Here is a 26,255-nt window from a genome sequence, read left to right as displayed (position 1 = left end):
TATTGGAATACAGCAGTAATGACAGATAAAGAGAAAAAACCGTCTCGTAAACTCCAGATTCTGGAAGCCCTGGCTGCAATGTTGGAAAGCAGTCCGGGCCAACGAATTACCACTGCCGCACTGGCAAAAGAAGTCGGAGTATCCGAGGCCGCGTTGTACCGTCATTTTCCAAGCAAGGCCAAGATGTTTGAAGGATTAATCGAGTTCATCGAAGAAACCTTGTTCTCCAACATCACCTTAATCATGCAGAACGAATCAGAAACCCTGATTCGTTGTGAGAAAATACTGGGGTTAATCCTGATGTTCTCTGAGCGTAATCCAGGTATGTGCCGTATTCTGAACGGTGACGTATTGGCAGGCGAGAAGCAACGCCTGAGAGATCGCTTAGAGCAGCTTTATGAGCGCCTGGAAACGCAGCTTAAACAGGTAATGCGCGAAGCTGAACTGCGCGACCAGATGACCACCCGAGGCGGTACAACTGAAACCGCCCAAATGTTGCTGGCTTATGCAGACGGCCAGATCAGCCAATACGTCCGAAGTAATTTCAAAAAGAAACCCACCAGCCATTTTAAAACCCAGTGGTTGATTCTGAAGGACAGCTTGTTGGTGCCGGTTAGTTAGTCATCGCTAGTAATACCCAACAACCCTTTCCCCGTAACGTCAGGGACGACGTTACTTGCTGTTGATATTTTTACGACGCTTCTCATTAAATAAAATCACCATCCGGTCAATGTCTTTCTTGAATTTAAGACGGGCGATGGCTTTATTTTCCTTAATGAGTTCAATCTGTTTATTGAGGTCTTCAATCTGACGACTCAAGCGTTCGATGTCCAAAATGGTTTCTTCTGACACCTTCCTTCCTGAGCGCTCCCGAGAGGCTGCGTATTCTTCGTTTTTCTCTTTTTTACCCTTCAGCACCAATAACTGACCGCGCTTCTGGCTGATCTGGTAATCCAGCTCATTGAGTTTTCGTTCCAGCGCCCGGCGAGCATCATCCGGGTGACTGTAGAGTTTCTGTAAACGCTCATCCACTTCCTGCTGCGCGGCAGCTCTTTGTGCTTCCTCTTTGGCCAACCGCTTTTGCTCGTTGCGTTCCGCTAACTCTTCCAACGTCGGTGCCGGATCAATTACCTCAAGCACCTGCCCCTGAGACGTAATCACTTCATAACCGTTGGCTACGTATTCAGGCGGAATGTAAGTATTGATCACCTGCATACCGTTTTTATCTTTATAGCGGAAATATTCCACCGCCTGAACGGACAAACTGCCCAGACCAAAGATAATTAACACAGCGCAACGTTTAAGCTTGAAAAATTTAATCATTACCCACATCGAATATTTCAAAAAAGGTTTAAGGAATTGCGTGATACACTTGCATTCTTTGTTGCCGTTAACTATAGCAAGATCAGTACTTTATGCCTATTGACCTAACTCTCATCCTTGGACTCTTTTTGATTGCTTTTGTTGCCAACGCATTTTCTGCCATGGCAGGTGGCGGTGCCGGACTGTTGCAATTACCCGCCTTATTGTTTTTAGGCTTGGCTTTTACCCCGGCACTGGCAACGCATAAAATTGCCAGCGTCGCTCTGGGCCTCGGCGCATCCATTCGTCATTTCCGCGAAGGCTCCATACACTGGCCCTTTTCATTATTCATCTTAGGTTGCGGATTACCCGGTGTCATCGTCGGTGCCAGTGTCATTATTCACATTCCTGACTTTTACGCACAACTGGCACTGGGTCTCTTAACTATAGGCTTAGGTTTTTATTCTGCCTTTAAACCGAACCTCGGCAACGAAGCCAACTTACGGCCGTTCAGCATCCGTGGTTATCTGATCGGCGGGGGCGTCATTTTTTTCATCGGATTCCTCAACGGTTCATTAACCTCCGGCACAGGCTTGTTTGTCACCATCTGGCTGGTGCGCTGGTTTGGTCTGGACTACCTCAGGGCTGTGACCTACACCTTAATTTTGGTGGGGCTGTTCTGGAACGCAACCGGCGCAATGACGCTGGCTCTGCAAGCGCCGGTTGAATGGGCATGGTTGCCAAGCCTGTTATTAGGGTCGCTGCTCGGCGGTTATGCCGGAGCCCATATTTCAATCGCCAAAGGCAATACCCTGATTAAGCGCACGTTTGAAGTGATGACCATTGCCACCGGTCTGAGCCTGGTGGTGAAAGCGTTTTGGTGAATCTACTGATTCAACGAAACACTTAATCCCGGATAGAGCACAAAAAAGGGGCTTCTCAACAAAGCCCCTTATCTTCATTCAATCACTGACCAATACAACGGGCATTAAACGCCGTAAGTATCGCGGTATTGACTTACCGCCGTCACGTGCTCTGCCAGTTCCGCTTCGTTTTTAACGAACTCAAGCACTTGCTTCAGGTCGACAATGCTGGCCACCGGCATGTTGTAATCCCGTTCCACTTCCTGAATGGCAGACAACTCACCCTTTCCGCGCTCCTGACGATTCAGAGCAATCACGACACCGGCAGGTTCGGCACCGTTGTCCTGAATGATCGACATGACTTCACGAATCGCAGTACCCGCCGTGATCACATCATCAATGATCAGCACTTTACCTTTCAGCTCAGCCCCGACCAAAGTACCACCCTCACCATGAGCCTTGGCTTCTTTGCGGTTAAAAACGTAAGGCACATCGATTCCGTGGAATTCGGATAACGCAAAAGCCGTCACCGCCGCCAGCGGAATGCCTTTGTATGCAGGACCAAAAATAACATCAAACTCGATACCGGAGTCCACGATGGTTTGCGCATAAAATTTACCCAACGCTGCTAGTGAAGCGCCGGAGTTAAATAATCCGGCATTAAAGAAATACGGACTGACTCGACCCGATTTCAGGGTAAATTCGCCAAATTTTAGTACACCTTGATTGATCGCAAACTTGATAAAATCGTGTTGATAGTCTTGCATGGAATGTAGGCCTCATAATTTCTTTGCGCTCATTATGGGAATTCCAGCTCCGTAAGCAAGTACTGAAAGGGTTGTGATACAAATTAGTAACAATAAAAATAACGTTTTTTAGCATGGTATTATTAATCTTGAGCCACTTGTCGGGTATCATACGCACTCTCGAACTTGGGAGCAGTCAATGAGAATTATCAGTCTCAACGTAAATGGCATTAAACAAGCTGCAGAACGTGGCTTTTTTGAATGGATGATAGAGCAAGACGCAGATGTGGTTTGCGTTCAGGATCTACAAGCCAAGGAATATCAGTTAAGCGAAGATATGATCAACCCAGGAGAGTACTCCGGGTACTTCTTTGATGCTGACGAAGATGGGTTTTCAGGCGTTGCTGTTTACTGCAAAGAGCCTCCGAAAGCCATTATGTTTGGGTTAGGTAACCCAGAGTTCGATATGGAAGGCCGCTTTATCCAGGCCGATTTTGAAAAATTAAGTATCGCCTCCGTGCTCTTTCCTTCCGGTGTCGCCGGAACACCGTTGCAAGATCACAAATTCCAGTTCATGAAAGCCTTCATGGGCCACCTGAAGAAGACATTACGCAAGCGCCGTGATTTCTTGTTCTGCGGCACGGTTTACGTCGGCCATAAAACGGGAGACGTCTACGACTGGAAAAATCAGCAAGGCAAATCCGGGTTTATGGATGAAGAGCGCGCCTGGATGGATCACATTCTCGGGCCAATGGGTTACGTGGACTGCTTCCGCGAAGCCAATTATGACAACGATGAGTTTACCTGGTGGCCGGATCAGGCAGGCACCTGGGAACGCAACGAAGGCTGGCGGATTGATTACCACTTAGGAACGCCGGGCTTAAAGCGTCGTGCTGCCCATGCAAAAGTGTATAAAAACAAACGATTCAGTGATCACGCTCCAGTCATCATCGATTATGACTATGAGCTGAACGGCGAAGAAGATTTCGACTTTTTCTGACCCTTCCACCACAACTCATCCGCTCCCCAAAAAGGCCCATCCGGGCCTTTTTTAGCTCTGCAACACCCAACAAACTCTGAGCATTGACTAAAAACGACAGCCCATCGCTTTTTCAGATAAGCACGTCATTTACTGCTAGGGTGTGTAAAGAGATCGGTATTAACTCAAAGGAGCCGCGAATGAACAAACTATTCTTCGTCACCCTCATGGGCTGCACTTCCTCACTCGCACTGGCATTTGGTGTTCCCGGGGTCGACCTGAAAGTCGGCAACGACGTTCAAAATGCCATGACGGCACTTCAGGTTCTTCAGGACGGCGGCGTCAAGTGCAATGAAATTACCAGTATGAAGCCTCATGGCTCAGGCACAAAAGTGCAATGCGACGGTAAGAAATATTATATTCTGATCAAAAACTCGAAGGGTGAGTACGTGATGAAAACCAACTGACGACGCGCCGTGTCATGTACCATTTATTGCCGGGCCGGTTCGAAAGCATCCACCAGCAAATCGGCCTTTTTAATGCCTCGCATAAAACATTTCTTCATCAGTGCCGAGGTCATTTCGGGAGCACCACACAAATAAGCCCGCAACCCTTTCATCTGCGTGTGTTGCGCTAACACCACATCTTCAACGTTACCGGCAAACATGGTGTCTTCCGGATTTCGTCGCGCCACATAGTGCACCTTCAGCCCGCTGAACCCGGCCGCCAGCGCGGAGAGTTCCTGAGCATAATAAAAGTGGCTAGGCTCACCAGCCCCCACATACAAAATCAGATGACCTTGATGATGATTGGCAATTGCTTCTTTTATAATGCCGATTAACGGCGCTAATCCTGTTCCGGTCGCCACCAGCAGTAAATCCTGCTGATAACTGGCCGGATCATAGACACACTCACCAAAGGGCAATTCCACCCGCAGCAAATCGCCTTCATGAAGCGCCTGTTTTGCCCATTGACCAAAGCGACCGTTCGGGTATAAACGAATGTGCAGCTCCACAAACCCCTCCGCCATGGTGCTGGCAATGGAATAACTCCGAATTAAGGTATCGTCTTTTAAGCAGTTGATGACTTGCCCTGGCTGCCATTTAAAGTCCACCTTTAGTCTCAAACGCAGCACGTTCTCAGCAATCAGCGCTTTCTCCAACACCCGTGCCTGCTGGCTGATTTGTGCCGCATCGGGCAAACCCACCGTTAAGCTAGAACTGGCTCGACAACAACACGCCAGAAAGATCCCAAGCTGCTTTTGAGCATCCGACAAACCATTTTGAGCTTCCGCAGCGACTTCGCCGTCAATCGCCAGCAGCTTACAAGCCTGACAAATGCCCGCCCGACAGCTGTTCGGTACCGCAAAACCGTAAGCCAATAAGTTCTCCAACACACTTTTATCCGGGTCGGCCTCAATCACCGTATTCTGAAATGTAATGGTTGGCTGCAAGATCTCTGCTCCGATTCAGTTCTAGGTAACAATATCCGACATTCTAAGGCGCCTAAGAACAACAAGCACTAAAGAAGTGCATTTTAATTCTGATTACGCCACGTCTCAGCTATAATGCCCGGACAAACACTTATTGGGATATCGCCATGATAAAACAAAAAATCGTAATTGTCGGCGGTGGTGCAGGAGGCTTAGAACTCGCAACCAAACTTGGCAACAAGTTAGGCAAAAAGGATCGGGCCACCGTCAAGCTCATTGACGCCAGCAACACCCATCTGTGGAAACCTTTGCTACACGAAGTGGCAACGGGTTCCATGGATTCGGGCATAGATGAACTGAGTTATCGCGCGCATGCGCACAATCACGGATTTACCTTTCATCTGGGCCGTATGTCCGGAGTGGACAGGGACAATAAACAAATTGTTCTTGAAGCCATCAGCGACGGAGACACCCTCGTTTTGCCGGAGCGTCGGCTCAGCTATGACATTCTGGTCATTGCCATCGGCAGTGTCACCAATGACTTTGGTACACCCGGCGCCGAGCAGAACTGCTATTTTCTGGACAGCCGCCATCAGGCAGAGCGCTTCCATAAGAAGCTATTAAACACCTACCTGAAGGCCAACGCCGAAGCGCAGGGCCGCGATGACTTCAAGCTCAATATTGCCATTGTTGGCGCAGGGGCGACAGGCGTTGAACTTGCTGCAGAGCTGCACAACACGGCGGAAGAGCTATCCGCTTACGGGCTGGATAACCTTCAACATGAACAACTGAATGTCAGTGTAATTGAAGCCGGTGAACGCATCCTGCCGGCGCTGCCGCCCAGAATTTCTGCCGCCGCCCATAAAGAGCTTGAAAAGCTTGGGGTCACGGTCGCCACTCAAACCATGATTACTCGAGTGACCGAACAAGGCTTTGAAACCAAAGACGGAAACCTGATTGAGGCCGACCTCAGAGTCTGGGCCGCCGGCGTAAAAGCACCGGCGTTCCTGAAAGACATTGAAGGGCTGGAAACCACCCGCACCAATCAGCTGAATGTCCGGGAAACCTTGCAGACCACCAACGACGAGAACATCTACGCCATTGGCGATTGTTCGTTTCTGCTACAGGACAACGGCAAGCCGGTACCACCCCGCGCTCAGGCAGCACACCAGCAAGCGTCTCATGTGTATAAAAACATCATGAATCGCTACAAAGGCAAGGAACAGCAAAACTACACCTATCACGACCACGGGTCTTTGGTGTCATTAAGCCGTTACTCCACCGTTGGCAGCTTAATGGGTAACCTGACCAGCGGCTCGATGATGGTGGAAGGGCGCATTGCCCGCATTGTGTATATTTCGCTGTATCGGTTGCATCAAATAGCCTTGCACGGCTACTTCAAAACCCTGTTGATCGGACTTTCAGGCCGGATTAATCGCGTCATCCGACCGCGTCTGAAACTCCATTAACCGAGTTACTTCGGACCCATCAGCCGCCAGCGCTTTTGCGCCTGGCGGCTTTTTTAACCTCGCTTAAAAACAGCTTTAAGGATACACCCGGATCAACCCCTGTCTGGCGGTTAAATCAGGCACCACCCAGATTTCCCGAAACGGGTGATGCTTAGGCACGGCAATCGATCTTAGCGCAATCTCAAAATCCCGTTTATCCCACTTCGGCGAACCGTTACGGATCACCAGCCATGGGTGATGACTCTGGTAAGATTTGGTCGATTTCTTGGTCAGTAGTTCATTCAAAGCCTGAACCAGATCGGTCAGCAACGGAACATTGGAGTGATGAGACTGAGCGGCCATGATGACGCCGGAAGGAGACTGTAGGCACAGGTTTTTTAGTCGCATGGCTTCTTGTTGATCGTGATACAGGTGGGCAATTTCGATGTCCTGAGGAGTGCCATCAATGCAAACGGTGACATCCGGTTTCCTTGGCAGGTTGATATGATCAAACGCAGCGTTTACCCGATACAGTTTTGAATACGCCTGACAAAATGCATTGGCAGCCGTGACTTCCAGATACTCTTTTTCTTCCATCCCGTGCTCCATGACGCTCTGCTTTTAAGCATGGCACAAATCCACTCACAGCGAACAACGCTCTTAGCCTACCTCTTAAACCTCAGCGTATTTCTCACCATGACCCAACCATCGGCGAATCAACAACTCGATGCGATCCGGGCGGTGACGAATGATCCATTCTGCCGCTTGCTTCACATCGCCAAGCATATCTTTGTCTCTCAGTAAGTCAGCCACCCGCATACTGACCAAACCGGTTTGGCGAGTCCCCATGACTTCACCCGGCCCCCGGATTTCAAGATCTTTTTCTGCAATCACAAAACCGTCATTGGTTTCGCGCATCACCTGCAAACGGGCTTTACCAAACCTGGACAAAGGCGCGTGATACAACAACACACAAAACGATTCGGTCGCACCCCGGCCCACCCGACCGCGCAATTGATGCAGTTGTGCTAACCCCAAACGTTCAGGGTTTTCAATGACCATCACACTGGCGTTGGGCACGTTAACGCCCACTTCGATCACCGTCGTCGCAACCAGCACCTGAATGTCACCGCCTTTAAAAGCGGCCATTACCGCCGCTTTTTCTTTCGGTTTCATTTTTCCATGCACCAACGCCACCTTGGTATCGGGCAAGCTGTTTTGCAGTAACTCGGCGGCATCCTGAGCGGCCTGAGCGTCCATCTCTTCGTTCTCTTCAATCAAGGTACACACCCAATAAGCCTGCCGTCCTTCCCGGCAGCTTTGCCGTAAGCGCTCAATCACCTGATCCCGTCGTTGATCCGAAATGGCCACCGTTTCCACCGGCGTCCTGCCCGGCGGTAACTCATCAATCACAGACACATCCAGGTCAGCGTAAGCGGCCATTGCCAACGTTCTTGGAATCGGCGTCGCCGTCATCACTAATTGATGCGGTCGTAAAGTGGCCTGTTCAGAACCTTCCACCATGCCTTTGTCCCGCAATGCCATGCGCTGATCGACACCAAACCGGTGTTGTTCGTCAATCACCACCAGCGCCAAGCGATCAAAAATCACATCCGGCTGAAACAAAGCATGGGTGCCCACCATGATATCAATGTCACCCGCCAGCAGAGACTCCAGGATCTTATCCCGCTTCTTGCCCTTGACCTTGCCGGCCAGCCAGCCGACCTTCAGACCCAACGGCTCAAACCACTGACAAAACTGCTGGTAATGCTGCTCCGCCAAAATTTCGGTCGGCGCCATAATCGCCGCTTGCTGGCCCGAGCTGATGGCATACAGCATCGCCAAGGCCGCCACGGCCGTTTTACCACTGCCCACATCCCCCTGCACCAAACGCAACATAGGATGACCTTTGGACAAATCGGCCGCCACTTCTGAAATCACCCGAGCTTGGGCATGGGTCAGCTGAAATCCCAACTGCGTCATGAATTGACTCTGCAGTTCCGGATTAATGGTTAACAGCTGCGCCCGGTCTTGCTGGGTTTTATGACGAAGTCGCAATAAGCTTAAATGCTGAGCCAGCAGCTCTTCAAAGGCCAACCGTCGTTGACTGGGGTGCATGCCTTCCTGAATTGCGGTTTGATCCACATCCGGCAAAGGCGCATGCAGCAAACGAAGGCTGTCGTGCAGCGTCGGCAGCCCCCAGTGCTCAAGCAGCTCCGGCGGTAAGTAATCCAAAATAGAGTAGGGGTTGAGCCGCTTCAGCGCTTGCTCACAAAAGCTGCGCATTCGCGGTTGCTGAATGCCTTCCGTCAGAGGGTAAATGGGGGTTAGGTGCTGCTCTGTTTCGGTCGTCTGATCCGACTTAACCACCTGATATTCCGGGTGCACCATCTCCAAACCGTTCGGTCCGGGCCGAACACTGCCATAACAGCGCAATTTGGCACCGGGCGTCATTTGATTTTTTTGAGCACCAGAAAAATGAAAGAAGCGGAGCGTCATAAACCCCGAACCATCACGCACTTTACACAACAAACTGCGACGGCGACGCATCACCACATCCGCCAACACCACTTCCGCTTCAATCACCACGTCCATCCCCGGTGACAAGCTGCCAATCGGGTGAATCCGCGTACGATCCTGATACCTCAGTGGCAAGTGAAACAGCAGATCCTCATAATTGGATAAACCATAATCCGACAGCTTCTGAGCCAACTGAGGCCCAACACCTTTTAACTGGCTAACCGGCATGGAAGATAATGGCTGGCTCATAGTTTAGCTGCTCACATTCCTTATGATCTTAAGAAACCACCTGACACAACCGCGTGGCCTGAGTTAATACATCAATGGCTTTCGGTCTGGCAAAGCTCACTCGCCAAGCAAGGGCTATGGTACGAAACGGTTGGGGATTCGACAAAGGCCGGGTTGTGACCACGTCATCCGAATAACTATTAATACCGGTTGCGGTATAAGGCAGCAGGGTAATGCCAATGCCGGACGCCACCATATGACGTAACGTTTCAATCGAACTGCCTTCGGCAATGCGGGTATTGGTATCCCGGTTTCGTTCAATCAGTTTCGGGCAAAATTCCAGAATCTGATCCCGCATACAGTGGCCTTCACCCAACAACATGACATCTTCACTGGTCAGATCCTGAATGTTCAACGACTTCTTCTTGGCCAGTTTATGCTGGGAAGGCATCAGTACCTCAAAAGGTTCATCGTATAACGTTTGGGTGACCACCTCAGGTTCATGAAACGGCAACGCAATGAAAATCGCATCCAACTCGCCACGACGTAGTTTTTCCCGCAGAACTGCGGTGTAGTTTTCTTCAATGTACAAAGGCATATTCGGTGCCGCCCGGCGGACTTCCGGGACCAAGTGCGGAAATAAATAAGGGCCGACCGTATAAATGGCCCCGACCCGGAGTGCACCGCTGAGCTGATCTTTACCGGCGTGGGCCAATTCCTGCACGCGCTGGGTTTCCGCCAGTACCTTTTCGGCCTGACTCACCACTTTATTGCCCACCTCAGTCAATCGTATCGAACCGGAACTGCGCTCAAACAAAGCCACGCCCAATTCATCTTCCAGCTTTTTAATGGCGACACTTAACGTGGGCTGGCTGACAAAACACTTACTGGCGGCTTTGCCGAAGTGCAGCTCTTGAGCCAAGGTCACTAAATACTTAAATTCTGTCAGAGTCATTACTGGCGCCTTTGGTACACCTTATGAAGCTGCAATGCAGCCATAAAGTCTTGGTAAAATAAATAAACAGATCCACTAAAACTGTATATATAACCAGTTTTAATGCAATCAGCAATCTTTTTTAATAAATAAAGTCTATCAGTTTTTAAGTATTGATAACTGCAAACCTATAGTAACCCATCTGAGCCGCACAAGGACGCTTGTCTAAACCTTTAAGCTAAGATATGTTCAGCGCAACCCATCACCAACGGACAGATCAATGAACACAGCAAGCACCAAGGTTTTAATTGCGGGTTTTGGCGATGTTGGCCAACGCATCGCGGAACAACTGCTGAACATGCCACAACACTCAGCCACTCCCTTTGACATATCAGCCATTAAGCGTTCACCTCTGCCAGACCCGTTTCAGCAGACCGTCACCGCCATTCACTGGGACATGAGCCAGCCGTTTAACCAGCCGTTGCCTGCTTTTGATTACGTCGTATTTTGTGCCTCCGCTGATGACCACAGCGAAGCCGGTTATCAAACGACTTATCTGGACGCACAACAAAACCTGCTGACGGCGTTAAGCCAACAACCCACCCCCATCAAACGCTATTTCTTTTGTTCCAGTTCCAGCGTTTATGGTCAAACCGACCACGAATGGGTGAACGAAACCAGCCTCACCCAACCCACCCGGTTCACTGGCGTAAAAATGCTCGAAGCCGAAGAATTGGTCGCCAACACCACACTTTGCCCGGTCACCATTGTTCGGGCCACAGGCATTTATGGGCCGGGTCGCAGCCGAATGATTCAGCAAGTCCTGCAAGGCAAAGTGTCCAGTGAGCAGCCGGTCCATTACAGTAACCGCATTCACGCCGACGATCTGGCCAGATTTTACGCTTATCTGATAGAACAAGACCTTCAAGGCGTGGCATTAAGTGATTTGTATTTGGCCTGCGACGATGAACCCGTGACCATGCACGAAGTTCAAAGCTGGATGGCCAACTACATGAGGATCGAGGTTAAGGAGCTGGTTCCAGCAGGCCGCACGGGCAGCAAACGAATCAGTAACCAAAGGATGAAAGCCACTGGCTTTCAGTTATTGTATCCCAGTTACCAACAGGGAATGCCTGCACAACTGGATGCAGCACTGAACCATTAAAAAAACCGCTAAGGCACTTTGAATGAAGTGCCTGGGCTATAAAGAGCTGATGAAGTGGCTACGAGAGCCCTTCTTCCGCAGGCAAGCCTTTCGAACGAAGCCGTGACAACCCTCGCTCAGCCAATGCCATTCCAATCCCGATAAAACTGCCAAATAAGTGGGCATCAATCGCCACAAAGCCACCAATATACGCTTCAGTTGAGCTGTTCAGCTCTGGCCAGAATTGCTCTACCGCCACTTTCAGTAATACAACCGACAACAACAGCGTTTTAATTTTGATCGGAATGGTTTTATCGATCAGGGTGCCATAACACAGCAACAAATAAAGGATGCCCGACAAACCGACATACCCTTCAATGTCCGTCAGCAATAGAGCACTGCCGATCGACACCGCACCCACAGCACACGCCAGCAGCCAGCGGAACTTCAGCACCAACATCGGTAATAACCACAGAATCAACGCGAACCCCAACTGATTCATCAACCAGTGATTCCAGCCCAGATGCTGAAAATGGCCGGTCATCACACGCCAAACCTGACCTTGCATGATATCCGCACGATACCAGGAAATATCCCACCAGTTCGACGAAGATCCAACCATAATCAATAAATTAACCAACACCACCAACGGCACCACCATCAGCCAGTTTTTGGTGTGTTCGGTTAACGCTCTGGGGGCCACAGCCATGTTGCTTTTACCTCGAAATCCGTTTCTTATTGTGGAAAATATTCAGAACCACGACCATGCTCAGGGCCATTGGCCCGTGTTCACAAAGTGCTCTACCTTGGTCATGCTGTCAGACAAATCCAACCCCTGTTGTGCAAGCCAATCGTCATTGTAGTAAGTATCAAGATAACGCTCACCCGAATCACAAATCAAGGTCACCACACTGCCGGCTTCTTCTCGTTGAACCATCTCTGCGACCAATTGAAACGTAGCATACAAATTCGTGCCGGTGGAACCACCACACTTTCGGTTGATCATTTTTTCCAGCACCCGAATGGTGGCCAGACTGTCCACATCCTGAACCCTAAGACCCCGGTCAATCACCGAAGGTATAAAAGAAGGCTCAACCCTCGGCCGGCCAATACCCTCGATCCGGGAGCAGCTTTCCAGAGTTAATTGATCATCTCCGGAATGAAGGTGATCAAGAAAGACCGAATTTTCCGGATCTGCCAAACACAACCGGGTATTCAGACATCCATAACGGATGTAGCGCCCGATGGTGGCTGTGGTTCCCCCCGTACCTGCGCTCATCACCACCCATTCAGGCACCGGATGGGGTTCTTCCTGCATCTGGCTGAAGATCGACTGAGCAATATTATTGTTCCCTCGCCAATCCGTTGCCCGCTCTGCATAAGTGAACTGATCCATGTAGTGGCCGTTCAGCTCTTTGGCCAAACGATGAGATTCGGTGTAAATGTCTTTCGCTTCCACCAGATGGCATCGACCACCGTAAAACTTAATGCTGTCGATTTTTTCTTTCGAGGTCGTTTTCGGAATGACCGCAATGAACGGCAAATTCAAAAGCCGGGCAAAGTAAGCTTCGGAGACAGCGGTACTGCCAGATGACGACTCAATGATGGTGGTGTCTGACCGAATCCAGCCATTGCACAAACCGTACAAGAACAACGAGCGCGCCAGGCGATGCTTCAGGCTGCCGGTCGGGTGCGTCGACTCATCTTTCAGGTACAGATCAACATTGGTCAAGGCGGGGAGGTCGAGCTTAATCAGATGGGTATCAGCAGAACGATTAAAATCGGCATTAATAGCGCGAATGGCATTATTCGTCCATAAATCCATAACAAGCCTCTGGCGGTTTACCGGTCAAATTGAGTATTGGTTGGCGTATAACGAGTACTTAGTACCGAATACCTTCGTACGATACCGAGTACCTTCGTACCGAGTATAGACAAGCATCAAGGTAAATAAATTTGAACAGAGAAGTGCGCCCCAAAGAAGTGGCTCATCAACACAAGCAAAAGCACTCAGCACACCAAAAGGGCACCGAGCGCTGTCAGAAATCATTACAGGGAGTAATGATCCGAAGAAGAACTGCCCACTTCCAGAATGCCGTCCATTTCGACTTCAGCACCTTTCGGCAGTGCCGCCACACCAATGGCAGCACGCGCCGGGTAAGGCTCGACGAAATGACGCGCCATCACTTCATTCACCAACGCGAAGTTATCCAAATTGGTCAAGAAGATGTTCAGTTTCACCATATCCTGAATGGTGCCACCCGCTTCATCAATCACGGCTTTCAGGTTCGAAAATACCTGTTCAATCTGATCTTCTATGCCCGTATCCACCAACTCCATGGTTTCAGGAATCAGAGGAATCTGACCGGACAAATACAAGGTGGTGCCAACCTTTACCGCTTGCGAATAGGTTCCAATCGCCTTCGGTGCTTTGTCTGTACTAATGATTGCTTTGTTTGTCATAACTGTCCCTTAAAATATATCCGGCCACTCTTTCCAAACCTTTAACAGGCTTGATTGTTGTTTGTTTAAGCGCGTTCACGCGAAATACTGACCACCGACTTATTCACTTTGAGTCGCTTCATGACGCGAGCCAGGTGTTCACGGCCCTGAACATTGATCACCAGCGCAATCACCCGAATACGCGCATCATGATCTTCCATTGAGATGGATTCAATGTTGGCATCGGCTTCCGTCACGGACGTTGCAATGCTGGCAACCACGCCACGAACGTTCTCAACTCCGACCTTCAGTTCAACGGAGAACTCCTGCTCCAGCTTCTTCTGCCAGGTAAGCGTCACCAACTTCTCGGAGTGGCCTCGGAATTCATTGAGATTCCGACAACCGTCATTATGAATCACCAAGCCCCGGCCGGAACTCATATGACCCACAATCGGGTCACCCGGAATCGGACGACAGCACTTGGCAAACTTGATGATCAGCCCTTCGGTGCCGGTAATCTGAAGCGGCATCGCATCGTCCGACTCGCCCGAAGACTCGCTCAGTTCGGTTTCACTTAATTCCATCAACTGACGCGCGACCAAGTACGCCATACGATTGCCAAGACCAATCTCTTCCAGCAAATCATCCAGCACTTTCAGACCCGCTTGTTCAAGCCAGCGGTCAGTCACTGAGGTACTCAGTTCATCCAGATTCAGCTCAAAGTTGTACAATGACTTGTTCAGTAATCGTCGACCCAACTCCACCGACTCAGAACGTTTCTGATTCTTCAGGAAGTGACGAATGGCACTGCGCGCCTTGGCCGTTACCACAAAATCCAGCCACGCCGGATTCGGTTGAGCCCCCGGCGAGGTAATGATTTCAACCGTCTGGCCACTCTGCAGCGGCTGACTCAACGGCGCCAAGTGGCGGTCAATTCGGCACGCCACGCAGCTGTTGCCGATGTCAGTGTGCACGTTATAAGCAAAGTCGACGGCCGTCACCCCGTTCGGCATTTCTAAAATATCGCCTTTTGGAGTAAACACGTAAACTTCGTCCGGGAACAAATCCAGCTTCACATTTTCAATGAACTCAAGCGGGTTACCGGCGTTCTTCTGGATCTCCAGCAAACCTTTCACCCATTGGCGGGCACGGGCATGATGGTTATGGAGCAGGCTGTTGGACTCATCCTGTTCGGCGTCGTTCTTATACAGCCAATGAGAAGCAATCCCCATGTTGGCCACTGCGTCCATTTCTTCAGTACGAATCTGAACTTCAATCGGAATACGATAAACCCCAAACAGAGTAGTGTGTAACGATTGATAACCATTGGCCTTGGGAATGGCCACATAATCTTTAAAACGGTCAGGAACCGGTTTAAATAAGTTATGCACCACCCCTAAAATTCGATAACAACTGTCGACGGTGTCAGTCACGATCCGGAATGCAAACACATCCATGATTTCATGGAAGGACTTTTCGTGACGATCCATCTTCTGATAAATACTGAACAAATGCTTCTGGCGGCCTTCCACACGGCCAGTCAAGCCTTCATGAGACAAGCGCTCTTCGATGTCGTGTTTTATGTCTTCGACGATTTCCTTGCGGTGTCCGGAAATCTTATTCACCGCCTTTTGAATCATCCGGGCACGCATCGGGTACATGGCCTGAAAGCAAAGGTCTTCCAGTTCAATCCGGAAATCATTAATGCCCAGGCGGTGGGCAATGGGCGAATAAATATCCAGCGTTTCACGGGCAATACGGCGGCGTTTATCCGGCCGAAGCGCACCCAGCGTCCGCATGTTATGCATTCGGTCCGCCAGCTTGACCAAAATAACCCGAATATCGCGGGACATGGCCAGCGCCATCTTCTGGAAGTTCTCGGCCTGAGCCTGTTCCTTACTCTCAAAATGGATCTGAGTCAGCTTAGAAACGCCGTCCACAATTTCAGTGACTTCTTCACCAAACTGTTCCAGCAGTGCCACTTTAGGGACTTCGGTATCTTCAATCACATCATGAAGCATGGCCGCCATCAGGCTTTGATGGTCCATTCGGATTTCAGACAGGATTTGAGCAACTTCAAGAGGGTGAATAACGTAAGGTTCGCCACTGCGGCGCTTTTGACCTTCGTGGGCTTGTTCGGCGTAATAATATGCTCTGCGTACCAGATCAATTTTTTCTGAAGGCAAATAACTGGCTAATTGTTCAGCAAGCACATCTATTGTAAGCAATCTTAAGACCTTTAAGCGATATGATTCGTTAACGTATTGAGTTGTTTCCTAGAGTAAGAGAATGCTTGGATTAACTGAGCACGTCAACCAAAAGAGAAGATGAACGCATAAAAAAACGCCGACTCAATGAGTCGGCGTTTTTAACGAAATTATTCTGAACGCATGCCAGACGCTTCGATCATCGCCGGCGTCATTGTTCCTTCAGCAATTTCACGCAAAGCAACAACCGTTGGCTTATCGTTATCCCAAGGCACAGTAGCTTCTTTACCGCCCGTTGAAATCTGGCGAGCACGCTTGGACGCCACCATGACCAATTCAAAACGGTTATCTACGTGATCCAAACAATCTTCAACAGTTACTCGAGCCATGTCGTGTTAATCTCCAACAATAAGCAAAATACAAAAAATGACCGGACATTTTAGCTAACCAGATTACTGAATACCAGCGTTTAACGCCGGATCTGGCGATTATTTATTCAATAAATCCGTCAACAACGTTTGCTGGGCTTCTTTTTGATAATCAATCTTCAGGCGATTGGCCTCAAAAATGGCGTCCAACTGGCTTAACGCCGTATCGAAGTCGTCGTTCACCACCAGATAATCGAACTCACAATAGTGGCTCATTTCTAATTGCGCTTCAGACAAGCGACGAGCAATCACCTCTTCCGAATCCTGACCTCGTCCGGTCAAGCGATTGCGCAATTCCCCCAGTGACGGCGGTACAATGAAAATACTGATGGCAGCCGGTACTAACTTTCGGACCTGCTCCGCACCTTGCCAGTCAATCTCAAGAATAATATCAATGCCTTCCGCCAACTTATCTTCCACGACCTTCTGCGACGTACCGTAGTAGTTCCCGAACACTTCCGCGTGCTCAAGAAAATTGGCCTCGCCTATCTCTGCTTCAAACATCTCTTTCGACACAAAGTGATAATGCACCCCGTTTTCCTCGCCATTACGCATCGGTCGAGTGGTATGGGAAACAGACACCTCCAACTGCGCGCGCTGGGCCACCAGCTTACCAACCAAACTGGTTTTACCCGCACCGGACGGAGCCGAAATAATAAACAATGAACCCTGACTCATAACTATCAGACTCTCTAAAATCGTTTTACAAAAGCATAGATGACAGCCCCAGGCTTTGCTGAGACTTTATTGAAGGGCGACATGATACAGAAAAAACAGGTTGTGGATAAGTTTGAAGCGGACTTCGCGCCCATATTCAATCCAGCAAGCAAGACACCAAAACTTTGGCACAAACAACCTGAAAAATATAATATCGTTCAGAACAATTCTCAAATATGGCTGGGCAGCTCAGAATGAAACCAGGTCGAAATGATCCGTGCCCATGCGGCAGCGGTAAAAAGTACAAACGCTGTTGCATGGATTCAATATCAAAACAACATGCAGAAATCTTCGATGACATTGAGCAAACGGTGGCCATGAACCCCAACCTGACCCTTGATGAACTCAATGTGGTGGCTGAACAACGGATGCGTGAACGTAATGACCGGCCTAACCCGGATTTTTTTGGCCTTTCGCCTACGCAAATGGCCAATTGGTTGTATGCTCCGTTCCAAGAATTAAACCACGTAAGTATTAGTACACCAGAGGACTTATCCGCCAGCCCGGTAATGCGCTACCTGGCGATCATTCTTGATGAAGCCATAGAACAAGAAGGTTCTTTCAAAGCCACCGCGAAAGGTAACCTTCCGACTAAAGTAGTAAGACAAGCCAGTGATCTGCTCTCTGAATTTGCCGTGAGCCAATACTGCATCCACATCGGTTTCAACGAGTTTGCCGGCAGTAATGAAGATAAATTTAACGCACTGCACTACACACGAATCCTGGCTGAAATAGCCGGTATTATTTACCACAAAAGCGGGCGTTTTCACGTGAAAAAGGCCGCTCAGAAGCAATACCAAACCCATGGTTTAAAAGCCTTCTTCTTACCCATGCTTGAGGCGGCAGTTTCCAGATACAACTGGAGCTACCTGGACAGTATGGATGACAATGTTGACCTGCGAACTTTCTGGCTGTTTATGCTCTGGCGCCTGCAAAGCCATAGCTCTATTGATCAGTTAGCAGAGGAAGTCAACATTGCCTTCCCTGATCTCATTGGCCAACTTGACATAAATGACTACTTCACACCACAGGAGACGCTCAAAACGCTTATTAGATCCCGCTTTGTTGAGCGATTTTTGCAATTCTGGGGTTTCGTTACTGTTAATCCTAAACGTATTTTCAACAAAGAACGTCTACCGGCAAAGGCAGACATACAGCCGTTACTGACACAGACCTTTCAGTTCGAAAATTAATGCGTAAACACGCCTAAGAAGCCCGACCTCTGGATATTAGTGTATCCCGAAAGTCGGTTTTTAAAGCCGAAATGAAATAATTGGAACCTTAGAAGGGGCTCTTTCCTGCTCCTTCACGTCTGCTACTAGTGCTTCTCCAAGAGTCACAACTGTTGAAATCTGAGCACACTGAAGCTGTAAGTCTAAAAATTGTGGGTAGCTTAAAGGCTTAATATATAGAAAAACGGAAAAACTATACATCCCCTCTGGAACATGTATAGTTTTTCGAATAATTTATACATATAAAACCCCATAAGTATAAAAAAGAGTGAAATCTATCTATGCCAGACTCTCTTGCACCACTTCCTCTTCCCAATATTGAACAGTGGGAAACCCGATCGGTACTAAAAAAAACCGCCGAAGCGCATCGTTATTTAGCCGAACTCAAAGGTGTAGCTGCGAGTATTCCCAACGAGGCGATTTTAATCAATACGCTGGCATTACAAGAAGCAAAAGACAGTTCAGAAGTTGAAAACATTGTCACCACGCACGATGAACTCTACAGAGCCAGCTCATTTGAAGAAGCCATAACCAACCCAGCCACCAAAGAAGTACAAAATTACGCGTTTGCTTTAAAGCAAGGATTTACTCAATAACTTGTTTAACCATCCCTACACCAAAATTGACTTCTTAGTGGAAGAATTAGGTGTGACGCGCATTACTGCTACTAAGTATTTAGAACAACTGGTCGAAAATGGTTTTTTAGCGAAACAAAAAGTGGGACGAGCCAACTATTACATTAACGAACCATTATGCAAGCTGCTGATTACCAACGACTAAGCTCATTAGAATGAAACAGGTTAACAACGAATCATTCAACCCAATCAAAGCAACCGTCAGCTCCATGGCCCTGGATCATCGAGTTCCTCGAAGAAAGCATCCCGCAAAGTAAAGCGTATAAACCCGAAGATACCAATCAGGTCTGGGTGGATTTCACAGAACCGGAGCTATCACAAGACAACCTGAAAACGTTACTGGTTGATCAGGCAAAAGTGGGGCTTACGCCTGGCACCTGGTTTGGGGAACCTAACGAAAACTTCTACCGAATGAACATAGCAACCCGGTTATCTGAGATTCAGACATCTTTTCAACTATTGAAAAACGCCATGGGGGAATATGACCACACGGCGTTGGCTGCCAGCTCTGCTGTAAATTCTGATTTGTAGAGATAGGTTAAGTTATCACTCATCTGCTCACTCAGCACTATCGGCTCGAACGCTTTTTCTGAAAGCGCTGGCTACCACTTTGAAGGCAAATACCGAGTGAAATACAAAGGCATCACGATATTGGTTTGTTCTAACGCTGATGAGCCTTGTGTGCCAGTTAACTTAAAGGTTTTACTTGGGGCACATTTTTCAACGTAGGATGCCAGCGATTTTGCTCTTGTACGCTTGCCACTTTTGACTTCAACAGGAACGATATTTCCTTCATCTGTTGCCAAAATAAATTCGATTTCGGCCCGTGCGTCATTCCACGAATAACTTGGGTCAACGCCAATGGCGGTGAGTTCTTGCTGCACAAAGTTTTCTGCCACATAGCCTTTGTAGTTATAAACAGATAGATCATAGTTTTGTTGCTTAATCTCTTTATAACTACTGCCTAGCATATGATTGAGCAGGCCCACATCAAACATAAACAGCTTAACCATGTTATCTTTTTTATTGGCCGCCAGAGGCGATTTCGGCATCCCTTTAATAGGGTAGTTTGGCAAGGCTAAGCGGCAACAGTTAAGCCAATGGATAGCGGTCTCAAAATCGCTATAACGAGATTTACGCTCATGCACATGTTTAAATTTAAAGCGTTTAACGGACTCATCGCTGACAAGTGATAGCTGTGCTGGAATGCTATTAAACACCGACTCAATCAGTGTTGCATCGACCTTGCCTGCGTACTTGCCAAAGTCGCGGCGATAACCTTCAACTAAATCAGCATGAATTTTAGTGACTCTTTCAACACGCTCTAAAATGCTTGAATCTTTGAACTGATACCAAGCAGAAACGGCTTCCGGCATACCACCGGTAAAAAAGTAGTCTGTTAGTTTATCCATCAATTTAGTGTGCACTGCCGGTGTGCTTGCCTGACTATCAAATGCTTTGATCAGTGCTTGCTCGTTTGATGCGTAAATAAATTCTTGAAAGGACAGAGGTCGTAAATTGTATTGTTCTACCTTGCCCACAGGGAAGGTGTTGAGTAAACCAATATTCGAACCGCTGGCCGCGACAAAATAGGACGCTGCTTTTTCGGCAAAATACTTAAGCGAAGTCACGGCACGTTCACATTCGCCAATTTCATCTAATATCAGCAGATCGGTTTCTGGGTTGAACGCCTGATTGGTCAAAAGCTCAATGTTCATTAATAGTTCGTCGGGTGACAGTGCGCCATCGAATGCTTCTTTGTAGGCGGGATTTTCAAGAAAGTCGATACGAAGGATATTGGCAAAGGTTTTACCAAACAACTCCTGCAGCAGATAGGTTTTACCCGTTTGCCTTGCACCATCAATCAATAATGGCTAGCGCACAGGTTGGTTTTTCCATGCAATTAGGGCGTTGAGTAAGTTGCGCTGCATTGTCATTTCCCGCAATTAAGATTGTTAACGGCCTATACTACAACCAACTTTACACTTTTACGCGCAGAAAAGTGTATGATTTTACATTTTTATGCGCATAAAAGTGTAATGACGTTCTGATCGAGTATAAAACAGTCCCTCAACAACTCTCTTTCTTCTTTGCGGATACCTGCTTGTTGGACAAGGCTTTCCCATTTTTAGGTGGCTTTTGACACTTACCCCTTGGGTATTTGGGGCAGGTGATTACTGATACCCTCAGAAAGCTGCAAGATATGGGCATGTATCTGCCTACTGTGTCCGTTTAGTACTGGCAAACTCCTAACTGAACTTAACAGATTAGTGAGGAAACAAACGATGAACCCAACCAAACAATCACCCGCAACACCAACAAACCCAGCTCGTCAGCAGCGCATTTTGCGTTTGCCCGAAGTTAAAGTGAAAACAGGCTTTAGTCTCAGTAACATTTATGCCTTGATGGCTAACGGTGAATTTCCGAGCTCCAACAACATCAAAGCGTAGCAGTTACTCTCGCTATTGATTCAACAAATGAGCGAGCTGGCCACTCAAAAAGCTTTTAGCGTGAACGGCATCGGCTGGCACCACAGCGCCTATGTACATCCGCGTACCACCTTTGACCCAAATAGCCCGCGCATGGTGCTACAAACCAAGCACCTCTTCGAAGGGCTTACCCAACAAGACAGCAGCGACAGTTGGCGAGAGCAAATTGGCCGTTATTGTCTAAATAACCCGCTGCAAATGGTGGGCGTCTGCGCTGCGTTTTAGAAAAAGAGACAAAAGGAAATATGAAAAGATTAAATGGGTTTAAACCCATTTATAGAGATTTAAACCAGTTGCACCCATCACTTTGGCAGATAGAATTAAAAAGCTATCTCATGTATTCTTTTATTATCAACTTCTAGTGAATATAGTCATGGCTAGCTCTACCCATATCAAAGCACTTATGCAATCTCATATCGACAAGGATGACGATAGGTTTTTATCTGTTGCCCTTCAGGTTGCAGCTCATGAAGCCAGAAATGGTCATGGAAAACTAGCTCAAGAACTAAAAAAGCTAGTAGAAAAAGCCAAGAAAAATAGTACAAATAATCTACCTGTTTCGATTGCTAATAGCGTAAAAGACTCTTCAGGCTTGTTAAGTACAAGCCATCCCAAATTAAGATTCACTGACTTGATTGTTGCTCCAGCTGTGATAGAACAGCTTGAACGCTTAGTTAAAGAACAGAAACACCTTACCACCTTAAAAAATCACGGGTTATCACCTCGCAGGAAACTATTACTGGCAGGGAAACCGGGAACAGGGAAAACCTTTACAGCTTCAGTCTTAGCAGGCGAACTTAATTTTCCATTATTTGAAGTAAGACTTGATGCGGTAATTACCAAATATCTTGGCGAATCTTCAGCGAAGCTACGACAGATATTTGATACCATCCGGGAAGTTAGAGGAGTCTACTTCTTCGATGAGTTTGATGCCCTTGGTTCGCATAGAGGATCTAGTAATGATGTAGGCGAAGCTAGACGTATCCTGAATAGCTTTTTACAAATGATAGAGCAAGACGATTCTAATAGCGTTATAGTTTGTGCTACCAACCATATAGAAGCTCTCGATCATGCCTTATTCAGACGTTTTGATGACGTAATTAGGTATCAGCTTCCTTCTGAAGACGAAATTATTCGACTCTTTAGAACTCGACTGCATCCTTATGTAGCAAAGAATTTTTCATGGAAAAAGCTTCCGAGTATAGCTAAAGGGCTCAGCAACGCTGAAATCACACTAGCGGCCAATGACTCAATTAAAGAGATGCTAATACACGATCGCAGGTCAATCACTATCGGGATGCTTCAGCAGGCTATTGAAGAAAGAAAAGACATTAGCCAACATTTTACGGAGTAAATATTCTGAATGGCTGAAAATAAATACAACAAACCCCATTTCTTCTTCAACTCATACGCCAGCGCCCATGAATTCACATCACCTAACGGAGGTGGTGGTACTCCTACAGAAGTTCCAGCAAGAGACAGAGCCACACACAGCAATAAACTCCGCCAAGACATCCAGCGCGTTGCAGGCCATTTAGCCTCCCTAAAACAACGTGTTCATTCAAAAGACCTTAAAATGGGCACTGGAATTCAAGTTGAATTTGAAAGCTTTCCTGATGTTGAAATGGCAGCACAAAGCCTTGCAAATGATCCTCAAGGGATCATATTGCACAATATAAAAACTGTTGATAAAGATGGGCAGCAAGCAACAATTGCGACAGCCTTTGTTCCAGATGAAAAATTGAACTTTTATCAAAATAAGTTAACTGACTACTTAAATTTTAAGAGGAAGCCCAATGGCGATGCTGCTGATCACAGGAAACTGATAGACTCTATTACTTCAATTCGCAGTGCAACCTTTTATGCCATTTGGGCAGATGACGACACCTACCTTCCTAAAGATAAAGAATCTAAAATTTGGTGGGAAGTATGGATAGCCACTCCGAGAAAAAGCCGACAGACCCACAATTACTACAATGAGATCATTTCAGATTTTAAGCAATTAGCTCAGATTGCAGAGATAGAAGTATCAGATCACAAGCTACGATTCCCTGAGCATACAGTCATACAGGTAAAAGCGAGTCAAAAGCAACTTGAAGAAAACACCGATTTACTTTTCCGTGTCTCTGAAATTCGCTTTCCAAAAGTTACTGCTGAATTCTTTGATGCTATGGAGCCTAAAGAACAAATAGAGTGGTCAGATGAATTACTTCAACGGCTAAATCACTCTATCTCAGAAAATTCACCGTATGTGTGCATTATTGATTCCGGGGTTAATGTTGAACACCCATTACTTGCGCCATTTGCTAGCTTAAGCGACCAGAGAACCATTACCGAAGATAACGACCCTACAGACACAATGGGGCATGGTACAGAGATGGCTGGACTAGCAATGTGGGGAGATTTAACTGATTCTTTAAGTTCAACAGATATAACAACCGTCACACATAGCTTAGAATCAGTGAAGACATTAAGGTTTGACGGTGATAACCAAGGAAAACCTTTAGGTTTGGTTACTGAATACGCAATATCTGAAATTGAAAACTATAAACCTGAGCGGTCTAGAGTTTACTCAATGTCACTTTCATCTGGTAAAGGCACTGACAGAGGAAGACCGTCATCTTGGTCGAGTGCCTTGGATATACTTGCTGTAGATTTTCTAGGCGAAGGGGAATATCCAAGACTATTTACAGTTTGTGCTGGTAATACATCCCCTGTAGGCGATGTTCCATACCCTGAAATAAATTACTCAAGCGATGTTCATGACCCTGCTCAAGCTTGGAATGTACTTACCGTTGGAGCATATACGGAAAAAGATGTAATTACAGAAGAGTGTGATTACCAGTCCGTAGCACCAAGAGGAGGAATTTCTCCCTACTCAACAACTTCTCTTGAATGGGACAGAAAAAATGCTCCTATCAAACCAGAAGTGGTATTTGAAGGAGGAAATGTAGGGCAAGATCACGTTGGTTGGTTTGGTATGCCTGACCTTCATCTACTCACAACCAACCATGAGTTCTCTCAACGGTATTTTCAGTGCTCACATGCAACAAGCGCAGCCACAGCATTAGCAGCTAGGTTTACTGCTCAAATAAAGTCCAAATATCCTGAGTTATGGCCAGAAACAGTAAGAGCATTAACAGTTCATTCAGCTAATTGGACTGATGAAATGTATTCTCTTATTTCTGCCTCTCATAATGACGATAATATTAAGAAGTCTGATATGGCTAAGCTAGTTCGCAAAGTCGGCTTTGGTGTGCCGAACTTGGAAAAGGCTTTAAATAGTGCAAATAATTCGCTTTCACTTGTAATTCAGGATGAGATGCAGCCTTACCTAAAGGCTCAAGGGGGGAGAATTATAACCAAAGATATGCATTTACATGATCTTCCTTGGCCTATTGAAGAGCTATTGAAAATCGGAGAGGCTGATGTTGAGTTAACAATAACCCTGTCGTATTTTGTTGAACCAAATCCTTCTAGCAAAAACACGTTAAATAAATACACCTATGCCAGCCATCAACTGAGATTTGATGTTAAGCATCACGGGGAATCAGACAAAGAATTTATGAAACGCATCAATGCCAAAGCAGAGGGCGAAAAGTCTGATTCTTTAGACAATAGTAGCAATTGGCTTCTTGGTACACAGCAGCGCCATAGAGGATCAATTCATAAAGATGTATGGCGAGGTAGTGCAGCAGATCTTGCAGCAAAAGGACAAATTGCCATTTATCCATCCAACGGCTGGTGGAAAACTAGAACAGCACATGAGCGTTTCAACTCTAAAGCTAGATACGCATTAATTGCTTCGCTATCAGTTCCAGAAGTTGAAGTTGATTTATACAGCGAAGTGAAAACTAAGATCGATACTAACGTCACTGCACAATCCGTCGTTGAGGTTTAAGAGCTATCCACAGCAACATTCTATGTGGATCACTCCATAGGGCTAAAGCACTTTACTCAATCAGGCTTTGTAATGCTCCAAGCACTGCGTTCTTTGTGCCGCAAGTAAGGTTCGGTAAGTACGAAGAATATCATGAACTGCCAAGTTCTCTATATCATCCGCCTTGTTAGGTGACTGTTTTTTCCTTCCAGCTTTATGCCTAGACAGTTTAGTGATAGCTCAATTAAAGGCCTCGGAGTCCATGTAAGCGTTGGTCGAGGTGCAAAGCCCTCTTTAGGCTGCATCTTCTTTCTAACCTTACTTCAGCTAATTGTTGATGAAATTAAAATATCACTCAATATTCTGAATCTGCTCATTGAGTAGCGGCCTAGAACCTAACAAACTCAATGATTTACCGAAAAGAAATCGTTCAAAAATGCCTGTTTGCCCACCAAACTGCCCACCACTTGCCTATGGCTTTTACTAAATCTTAGTGGTTAGCAATGGAAAAACAGTGCCGTTTTTATGCTGCTGTTAGAGCTAAAACATAGCAGTTTTGAAGGGCTTTATCGAGCATGATTTCCGTCAACATAGCTTTGCCATTTTTTCACTGGTTCTACACGATAGTA

Annotated in this window: 26 protein-coding genes and 1 pseudogene; 14 read left to right on the top strand and 13 right to left on the bottom strand. The window is 47.2% G+C overall.

Translation table 11 applies throughout. The annotated features are described in order from the left end of the window. Positions 1-18: 18 nt before the first annotated feature. A complete protein-coding gene (gene slmA / locus ABD744_RS22205; RefSeq protein WP_344800803.1) occupies positions 19-621 on the top strand; it encodes a nucleoid occlusion factor SlmA in 603 nt (200 codons plus the stop codon). A 51-nt stretch (positions 622-672) separates the two neighbouring features. On the opposite strand, the gene ABD744_RS22200 is transcribed toward slmA, so the two are convergent. Next, positions 673-1,323: an ABC transporter ATPase gene (locus ABD744_RS22200; protein WP_344800802.1), complete on the bottom strand. Its 651-nt coding sequence runs from the start codon at positions 1,321-1,323 to the stop codon at positions 673-675. Positions 1,324-1,415: 92 nt separating this feature from the next. On the opposite strand from ABD744_RS22200, the gene ABD744_RS22195 reads away from it, so the two are divergent. Beyond that, positions 1,416-2,186, top strand: a complete 771-nt coding sequence (locus ABD744_RS22195; RefSeq protein ID WP_344800801.1) for a sulfite exporter TauE/SafE family protein — start codon at positions 1,416-1,418, stop codon at positions 2,184-2,186. A gap of 104 nt (positions 2,187-2,290) precedes the next feature. Here the strand turns inward: ABD744_RS22195 and pyrE are convergent, their stop codons facing one another. After that, complete coding sequence (gene pyrE / locus ABD744_RS22190; RefSeq protein WP_344800799.1) at positions 2,291-2,932, bottom strand: orotate phosphoribosyltransferase; 642 nt, start codon at positions 2,930-2,932, stop codon at positions 2,291-2,293. A gap of 178 nt (positions 2,933-3,110) precedes the next feature. On the opposite strand from pyrE, the gene ABD744_RS22185 reads away from it, so the two are divergent. Next, positions 3,111-3,911, top strand: a complete 801-nt coding sequence (locus ABD744_RS22185) for an exodeoxyribonuclease III (protein WP_344800798.1) — start codon at positions 3,111-3,113, stop codon at positions 3,909-3,911. Between the two features lie 179 nt (positions 3,912-4,090). After that, entirely contained in the window at positions 4,091-4,357 is a 267-nt protein-coding gene (locus ABD744_RS22180) for a hypothetical protein (protein ID WP_344800797.1), read from the top strand. A 23-nt stretch (positions 4,358-4,380) separates the two neighbouring features. Here the strand turns inward: ABD744_RS22180 and ABD744_RS22175 are convergent, their stop codons facing one another. Then, entirely contained in the window at positions 4,381-5,343 is a 963-nt protein-coding gene (locus tag ABD744_RS22175) for a 2Fe-2S iron-sulfur cluster-binding protein (protein WP_344800796.1), read from the bottom strand. A gap of 146 nt (positions 5,344-5,489) precedes the next feature. Between ABD744_RS22175 and ABD744_RS22170 the strand changes: the two genes are divergently transcribed. Further along, complete coding sequence (locus ABD744_RS22170; protein ID WP_344800795.1) at positions 5,490-6,791, top strand: NAD(P)/FAD-dependent oxidoreductase; 1,302 nt, start codon at positions 5,490-5,492, stop codon at positions 6,789-6,791. Positions 6,792-6,866: 75 nt separating this feature from the next. Here ABD744_RS22170 and ABD744_RS22165 read toward each other — a convergent pair whose 3' ends face one another. The 3 genes from ABD744_RS22165 to ABD744_RS22155 form a co-directional block, all read right to left on the bottom strand. Next, a complete protein-coding gene (locus tag ABD744_RS22165; RefSeq protein WP_344800794.1) occupies positions 6,867-7,367 on the bottom strand; it encodes a hypothetical protein in 501 nt (166 codons plus the stop codon). Positions 7,368-7,442: 75 nt separating this feature from the next. Beyond that, complete coding sequence (recG, locus tag ABD744_RS22160) at positions 7,443-9,539, bottom strand: ATP-dependent DNA helicase RecG (RefSeq protein ID WP_344800793.1); 2,097 nt, start codon at positions 9,537-9,539, stop codon at positions 7,443-7,445. Positions 9,540-9,567: 28 nt separating this feature from the next. Further along, positions 9,568-10,473, bottom strand: a complete 906-nt coding sequence (locus ABD744_RS22155) for a hydrogen peroxide-inducible genes activator (RefSeq protein ID WP_344800792.1) — start codon at positions 10,471-10,473, stop codon at positions 9,568-9,570. A gap of 259 nt (positions 10,474-10,732) precedes the next feature. Between ABD744_RS22155 and ABD744_RS22150 the strand changes: the two genes are divergently transcribed. After that, positions 10,733-11,617 carry an SDR family oxidoreductase gene (locus ABD744_RS22150; RefSeq protein WP_344800791.1) on the top strand — a complete coding sequence of 295 codons (885 nt, stop codon included), beginning with the start codon at positions 10,733-10,735 and terminating at the stop codon, positions 11,615-11,617. Between the two features lie 58 nt (positions 11,618-11,675). Here ABD744_RS22150 and rrtA read toward each other — a convergent pair whose 3' ends face one another. The 6 genes from rrtA to gmk all read right to left on the bottom strand — a co-directional run bounded on the left by rrtA (position 11,676) and on the right by gmk (position 17,351). After that, the gene (gene rrtA, locus ABD744_RS22145) at positions 11,676-12,305 is read right to left on the bottom strand and encodes a rhombosortase (RefSeq protein ID WP_344800790.1); all 630 of its coding nucleotides are present in this window, start codon (positions 12,303-12,305) and stop codon (positions 11,676-11,678) included. Between the two features lie 60 nt (positions 12,306-12,365). Continuing rightward, entirely contained in the window at positions 12,366-13,421 is a 1,056-nt protein-coding gene (locus ABD744_RS22140) for a PLP-dependent cysteine synthase family protein (protein ID WP_344800789.1), read from the bottom strand. 224 nt (positions 13,422-13,645) lie between these two features. Continuing rightward, on the bottom strand, positions 13,646-14,059 hold the full coding sequence (locus ABD744_RS22135; protein WP_344800788.1) for a RidA family protein: 414 nt from the start codon (positions 14,057-14,059) through the stop codon (positions 13,646-13,648). 65 nt (positions 14,060-14,124) lie between these two features. Continuing rightward, positions 14,125-16,266: a bifunctional GTP diphosphokinase/guanosine-3',5'-bis pyrophosphate 3'-pyrophosphohydrolase gene (spoT, locus tag ABD744_RS22130; RefSeq protein ID WP_344800787.1), complete on the bottom strand. Its 2,142-nt coding sequence runs from the start codon at positions 16,264-16,266 to the stop codon at positions 14,125-14,127. Positions 16,267-16,415: 149 nt separating this feature from the next. Then, positions 16,416-16,634 carry a DNA-directed RNA polymerase subunit omega gene (gene rpoZ / locus ABD744_RS22125; protein ID WP_344800786.1) on the bottom strand — a complete coding sequence of 73 codons (219 nt, stop codon included), beginning with the start codon at positions 16,632-16,634 and terminating at the stop codon, positions 16,416-16,418. Positions 16,635-16,733: 99 nt separating this feature from the next. Continuing rightward, a complete protein-coding gene (gene gmk, locus ABD744_RS22120) occupies positions 16,734-17,351 on the bottom strand; it encodes a guanylate kinase (RefSeq protein ID WP_425562201.1) in 618 nt (205 codons plus the stop codon). 233 nt (positions 17,352-17,584) lie between these two features. Between gmk and ABD744_RS22115 the strand changes: the two genes are divergently transcribed. From ABD744_RS22115 to ABD744_RS22100, 4 genes are all read left to right on the top strand, one after another. After that, a complete protein-coding gene (locus ABD744_RS22115) occupies positions 17,585-18,583 on the top strand; it encodes a YecA family protein (RefSeq protein WP_344800785.1) in 999 nt (332 codons plus the stop codon). 320 nt (positions 18,584-18,903) lie between these two features. After that, on the top strand, positions 18,904-19,218 hold the full coding sequence (locus tag ABD744_RS22110; RefSeq protein ID WP_344800784.1) for a Fic/DOC family N-terminal domain-containing protein: 315 nt from the start codon (positions 18,904-18,906) through the stop codon (positions 19,216-19,218). A 1-nt stretch (position 19,219) separates the two neighbouring features. Further along, positions 19,220-19,402 carry a hypothetical protein gene (locus ABD744_RS22105; protein ID WP_344800783.1) on the top strand — a complete coding sequence of 61 codons (183 nt, stop codon included), beginning with the start codon at positions 19,220-19,222 and terminating at the stop codon, positions 19,400-19,402. A 146-nt stretch (positions 19,403-19,548) separates the two neighbouring features. Further along, positions 19,549-19,788, top strand: a complete 240-nt coding sequence (locus tag ABD744_RS22100) for a hypothetical protein (protein ID WP_344800782.1) — start codon at positions 19,549-19,551, stop codon at positions 19,786-19,788. Between the two features lie 71 nt (positions 19,789-19,859). On the opposite strand, the pseudogene ABD744_RS22095 reads toward ABD744_RS22100, so the two are convergent. After that, a pseudogene (locus ABD744_RS22095) lies at positions 19,860-21,188 on the bottom strand (ATP-binding protein). Positions 21,189-21,542: 354 nt separating this feature from the next. Here ABD744_RS22095 and ABD744_RS22090 point away from each other — a divergent pair. The 4 genes from ABD744_RS22090 (at position 21,543) to ABD744_RS22075 (ending at position 25,647) form a co-directional block, all read left to right on the top strand. Continuing rightward, positions 21,543-21,707 (top strand): AlpA family phage regulatory protein, encoded by a 165-nt coding sequence (locus tag ABD744_RS22090; RefSeq protein WP_344800781.1) that lies wholly within the window; start codon positions 21,543-21,545, stop codon positions 21,705-21,707. A gap of 15 nt (positions 21,708-21,722) precedes the next feature. Continuing rightward, positions 21,723-21,971 (top strand): DUF927 domain-containing protein, encoded by a 249-nt coding sequence (locus tag ABD744_RS22085; RefSeq protein ID WP_344800780.1) that lies wholly within the window; start codon positions 21,723-21,725, stop codon positions 21,969-21,971. 148 nt (positions 21,972-22,119) lie between these two features. Then, positions 22,120-23,100, top strand: a complete 981-nt coding sequence (locus tag ABD744_RS22080) for an AAA family ATPase (RefSeq protein ID WP_344800779.1) — start codon at positions 22,120-22,122, stop codon at positions 23,098-23,100. Between the two features lie 9 nt (positions 23,101-23,109). Then, positions 23,110-25,647 (top strand): S8 family peptidase, encoded by a 2,538-nt coding sequence (locus tag ABD744_RS22075; protein ID WP_344800778.1) that lies wholly within the window; start codon positions 23,110-23,112, stop codon positions 25,645-25,647. Positions 25,648-26,255 lie beyond the last annotated feature (608 nt).

It is taken from the genome of Litoribacillus peritrichatus (genome assembly GCF_039537985.1).
In the GTDB taxonomy this organism is placed as follows: domain Bacteria; phylum Pseudomonadota; class Gammaproteobacteria; order Pseudomonadales; family Litoribrevibacteraceae; genus Litoribacillus; species Litoribacillus peritrichatus.
The sequence above is the reverse complement of the archived record's forward strand: the minus strand, read 5'-3'. Positions and strand labels throughout refer to the sequence as shown.

Excerpts from the sequence above, each read along its gene's own strand:
- ABD744_RS22180 (WP_344800797.1), top strand. The coding sequence starts at position 4,091 with ATGAACAAACTATTCTTCGTCACCCTCATGGGCTGCACTTCCTCACTC.
- rpoZ (WP_344800786.1), bottom strand. The coding sequence starts at position 16,634 with ATGGCTCGAGTAACTGTTGAAGATTGTTTGGATCACGTAGATAACCGT.
- ABD744_RS22090 (WP_344800781.1), top strand. The coding sequence starts at position 21,543 with ATGAACCCAACCAAACAATCACCCGCAACACCAACAAACCCAGCTCGT.
- ABD744_RS22110 (WP_344800784.1), top strand. The coding sequence starts at position 18,904 with ATGCCAGACTCTCTTGCACCACTTCCTCTTCCCAATATTGAACAGTGG.
- ABD744_RS22195 (WP_344800801.1), top strand. The coding sequence starts at position 1,416 with ATGCCTATTGACCTAACTCTCATCCTTGGACTCTTTTTGATTGCTTTT.
- ABD744_RS22185 (WP_344800798.1), top strand. The coding sequence starts at position 3,111 with ATGAGAATTATCAGTCTCAACGTAAATGGCATTAAACAAGCTGCAGAA.
- ABD744_RS22115 (WP_344800785.1), top strand. The coding sequence starts at position 17,585 with ATGAAACCAGGTCGAAATGATCCGTGCCCATGCGGCAGCGGTAAAAAG.
- ABD744_RS22135 (WP_344800788.1), bottom strand. The coding sequence starts at position 14,059 with ATGACAAACAAAGCAATCATTAGTACAGACAAAGCACCGAAGGCGATT.
- ABD744_RS22150 (WP_344800791.1), top strand. The coding sequence starts at position 10,733 with ATGAACACAGCAAGCACCAAGGTTTTAATTGCGGGTTTTGGCGATGTT.
- ABD744_RS22080 (WP_344800779.1), top strand. The coding sequence starts at position 22,120 with ATGGCTAGCTCTACCCATATCAAAGCACTTATGCAATCTCATATCGAC.
- ABD744_RS22155 (WP_344800792.1), bottom strand. The coding sequence starts at position 10,473 with ATGACTCTGACAGAATTTAAGTATTTAGTGACCTTGGCTCAAGAGCTG.
- ABD744_RS22140 (WP_344800789.1), bottom strand. The coding sequence starts at position 13,421 with ATGGATTTATGGACGAATAATGCCATTCGCGCTATTAATGCCGATTTT.
- ABD744_RS22200 (WP_344800802.1), bottom strand. The coding sequence starts at position 1,323 with ATGATTAAATTTTTCAAGCTTAAACGTTGCGCTGTGTTAATTATCTTT.
- gmk (WP_425562201.1), bottom strand. The coding sequence starts at position 17,351 with ATGAGTCAGGGTTCATTGTTTATTATTTCGGCTCCGTCCGGTGCGGGT.
- ABD744_RS22170 (WP_344800795.1), top strand. The coding sequence starts at position 5,490 with ATGATAAAACAAAAAATCGTAATTGTCGGCGGTGGTGCAGGAGGCTTA.
- pyrE (WP_344800799.1), bottom strand. The coding sequence starts at position 2,932 with ATGCAAGACTATCAACACGATTTTATCAAGTTTGCGATCAATCAAGGT.
- ABD744_RS22165 (WP_344800794.1), bottom strand. The coding sequence starts at position 7,367 with ATGGAAGAAAAAGAGTATCTGGAAGTCACGGCTGCCAATGCATTTTGT.
- recG (WP_344800793.1), bottom strand. The coding sequence starts at position 9,539 with ATGAGCCAGCCATTATCTTCCATGCCGGTTAGCCAGTTAAAAGGTGTT.
- rrtA (WP_344800790.1), bottom strand. The coding sequence starts at position 12,305 with ATGGCTGTGGCCCCCAGAGCGTTAACCGAACACACCAAAAACTGGCTG.
- slmA (WP_344800803.1), top strand. The coding sequence starts at position 19 with ATGACAGATAAAGAGAAAAAACCGTCTCGTAAACTCCAGATTCTGGAA.
- ABD744_RS22075 (WP_344800778.1), top strand. The coding sequence starts at position 23,110 with ATGGCTGAAAATAAATACAACAAACCCCATTTCTTCTTCAACTCATAC.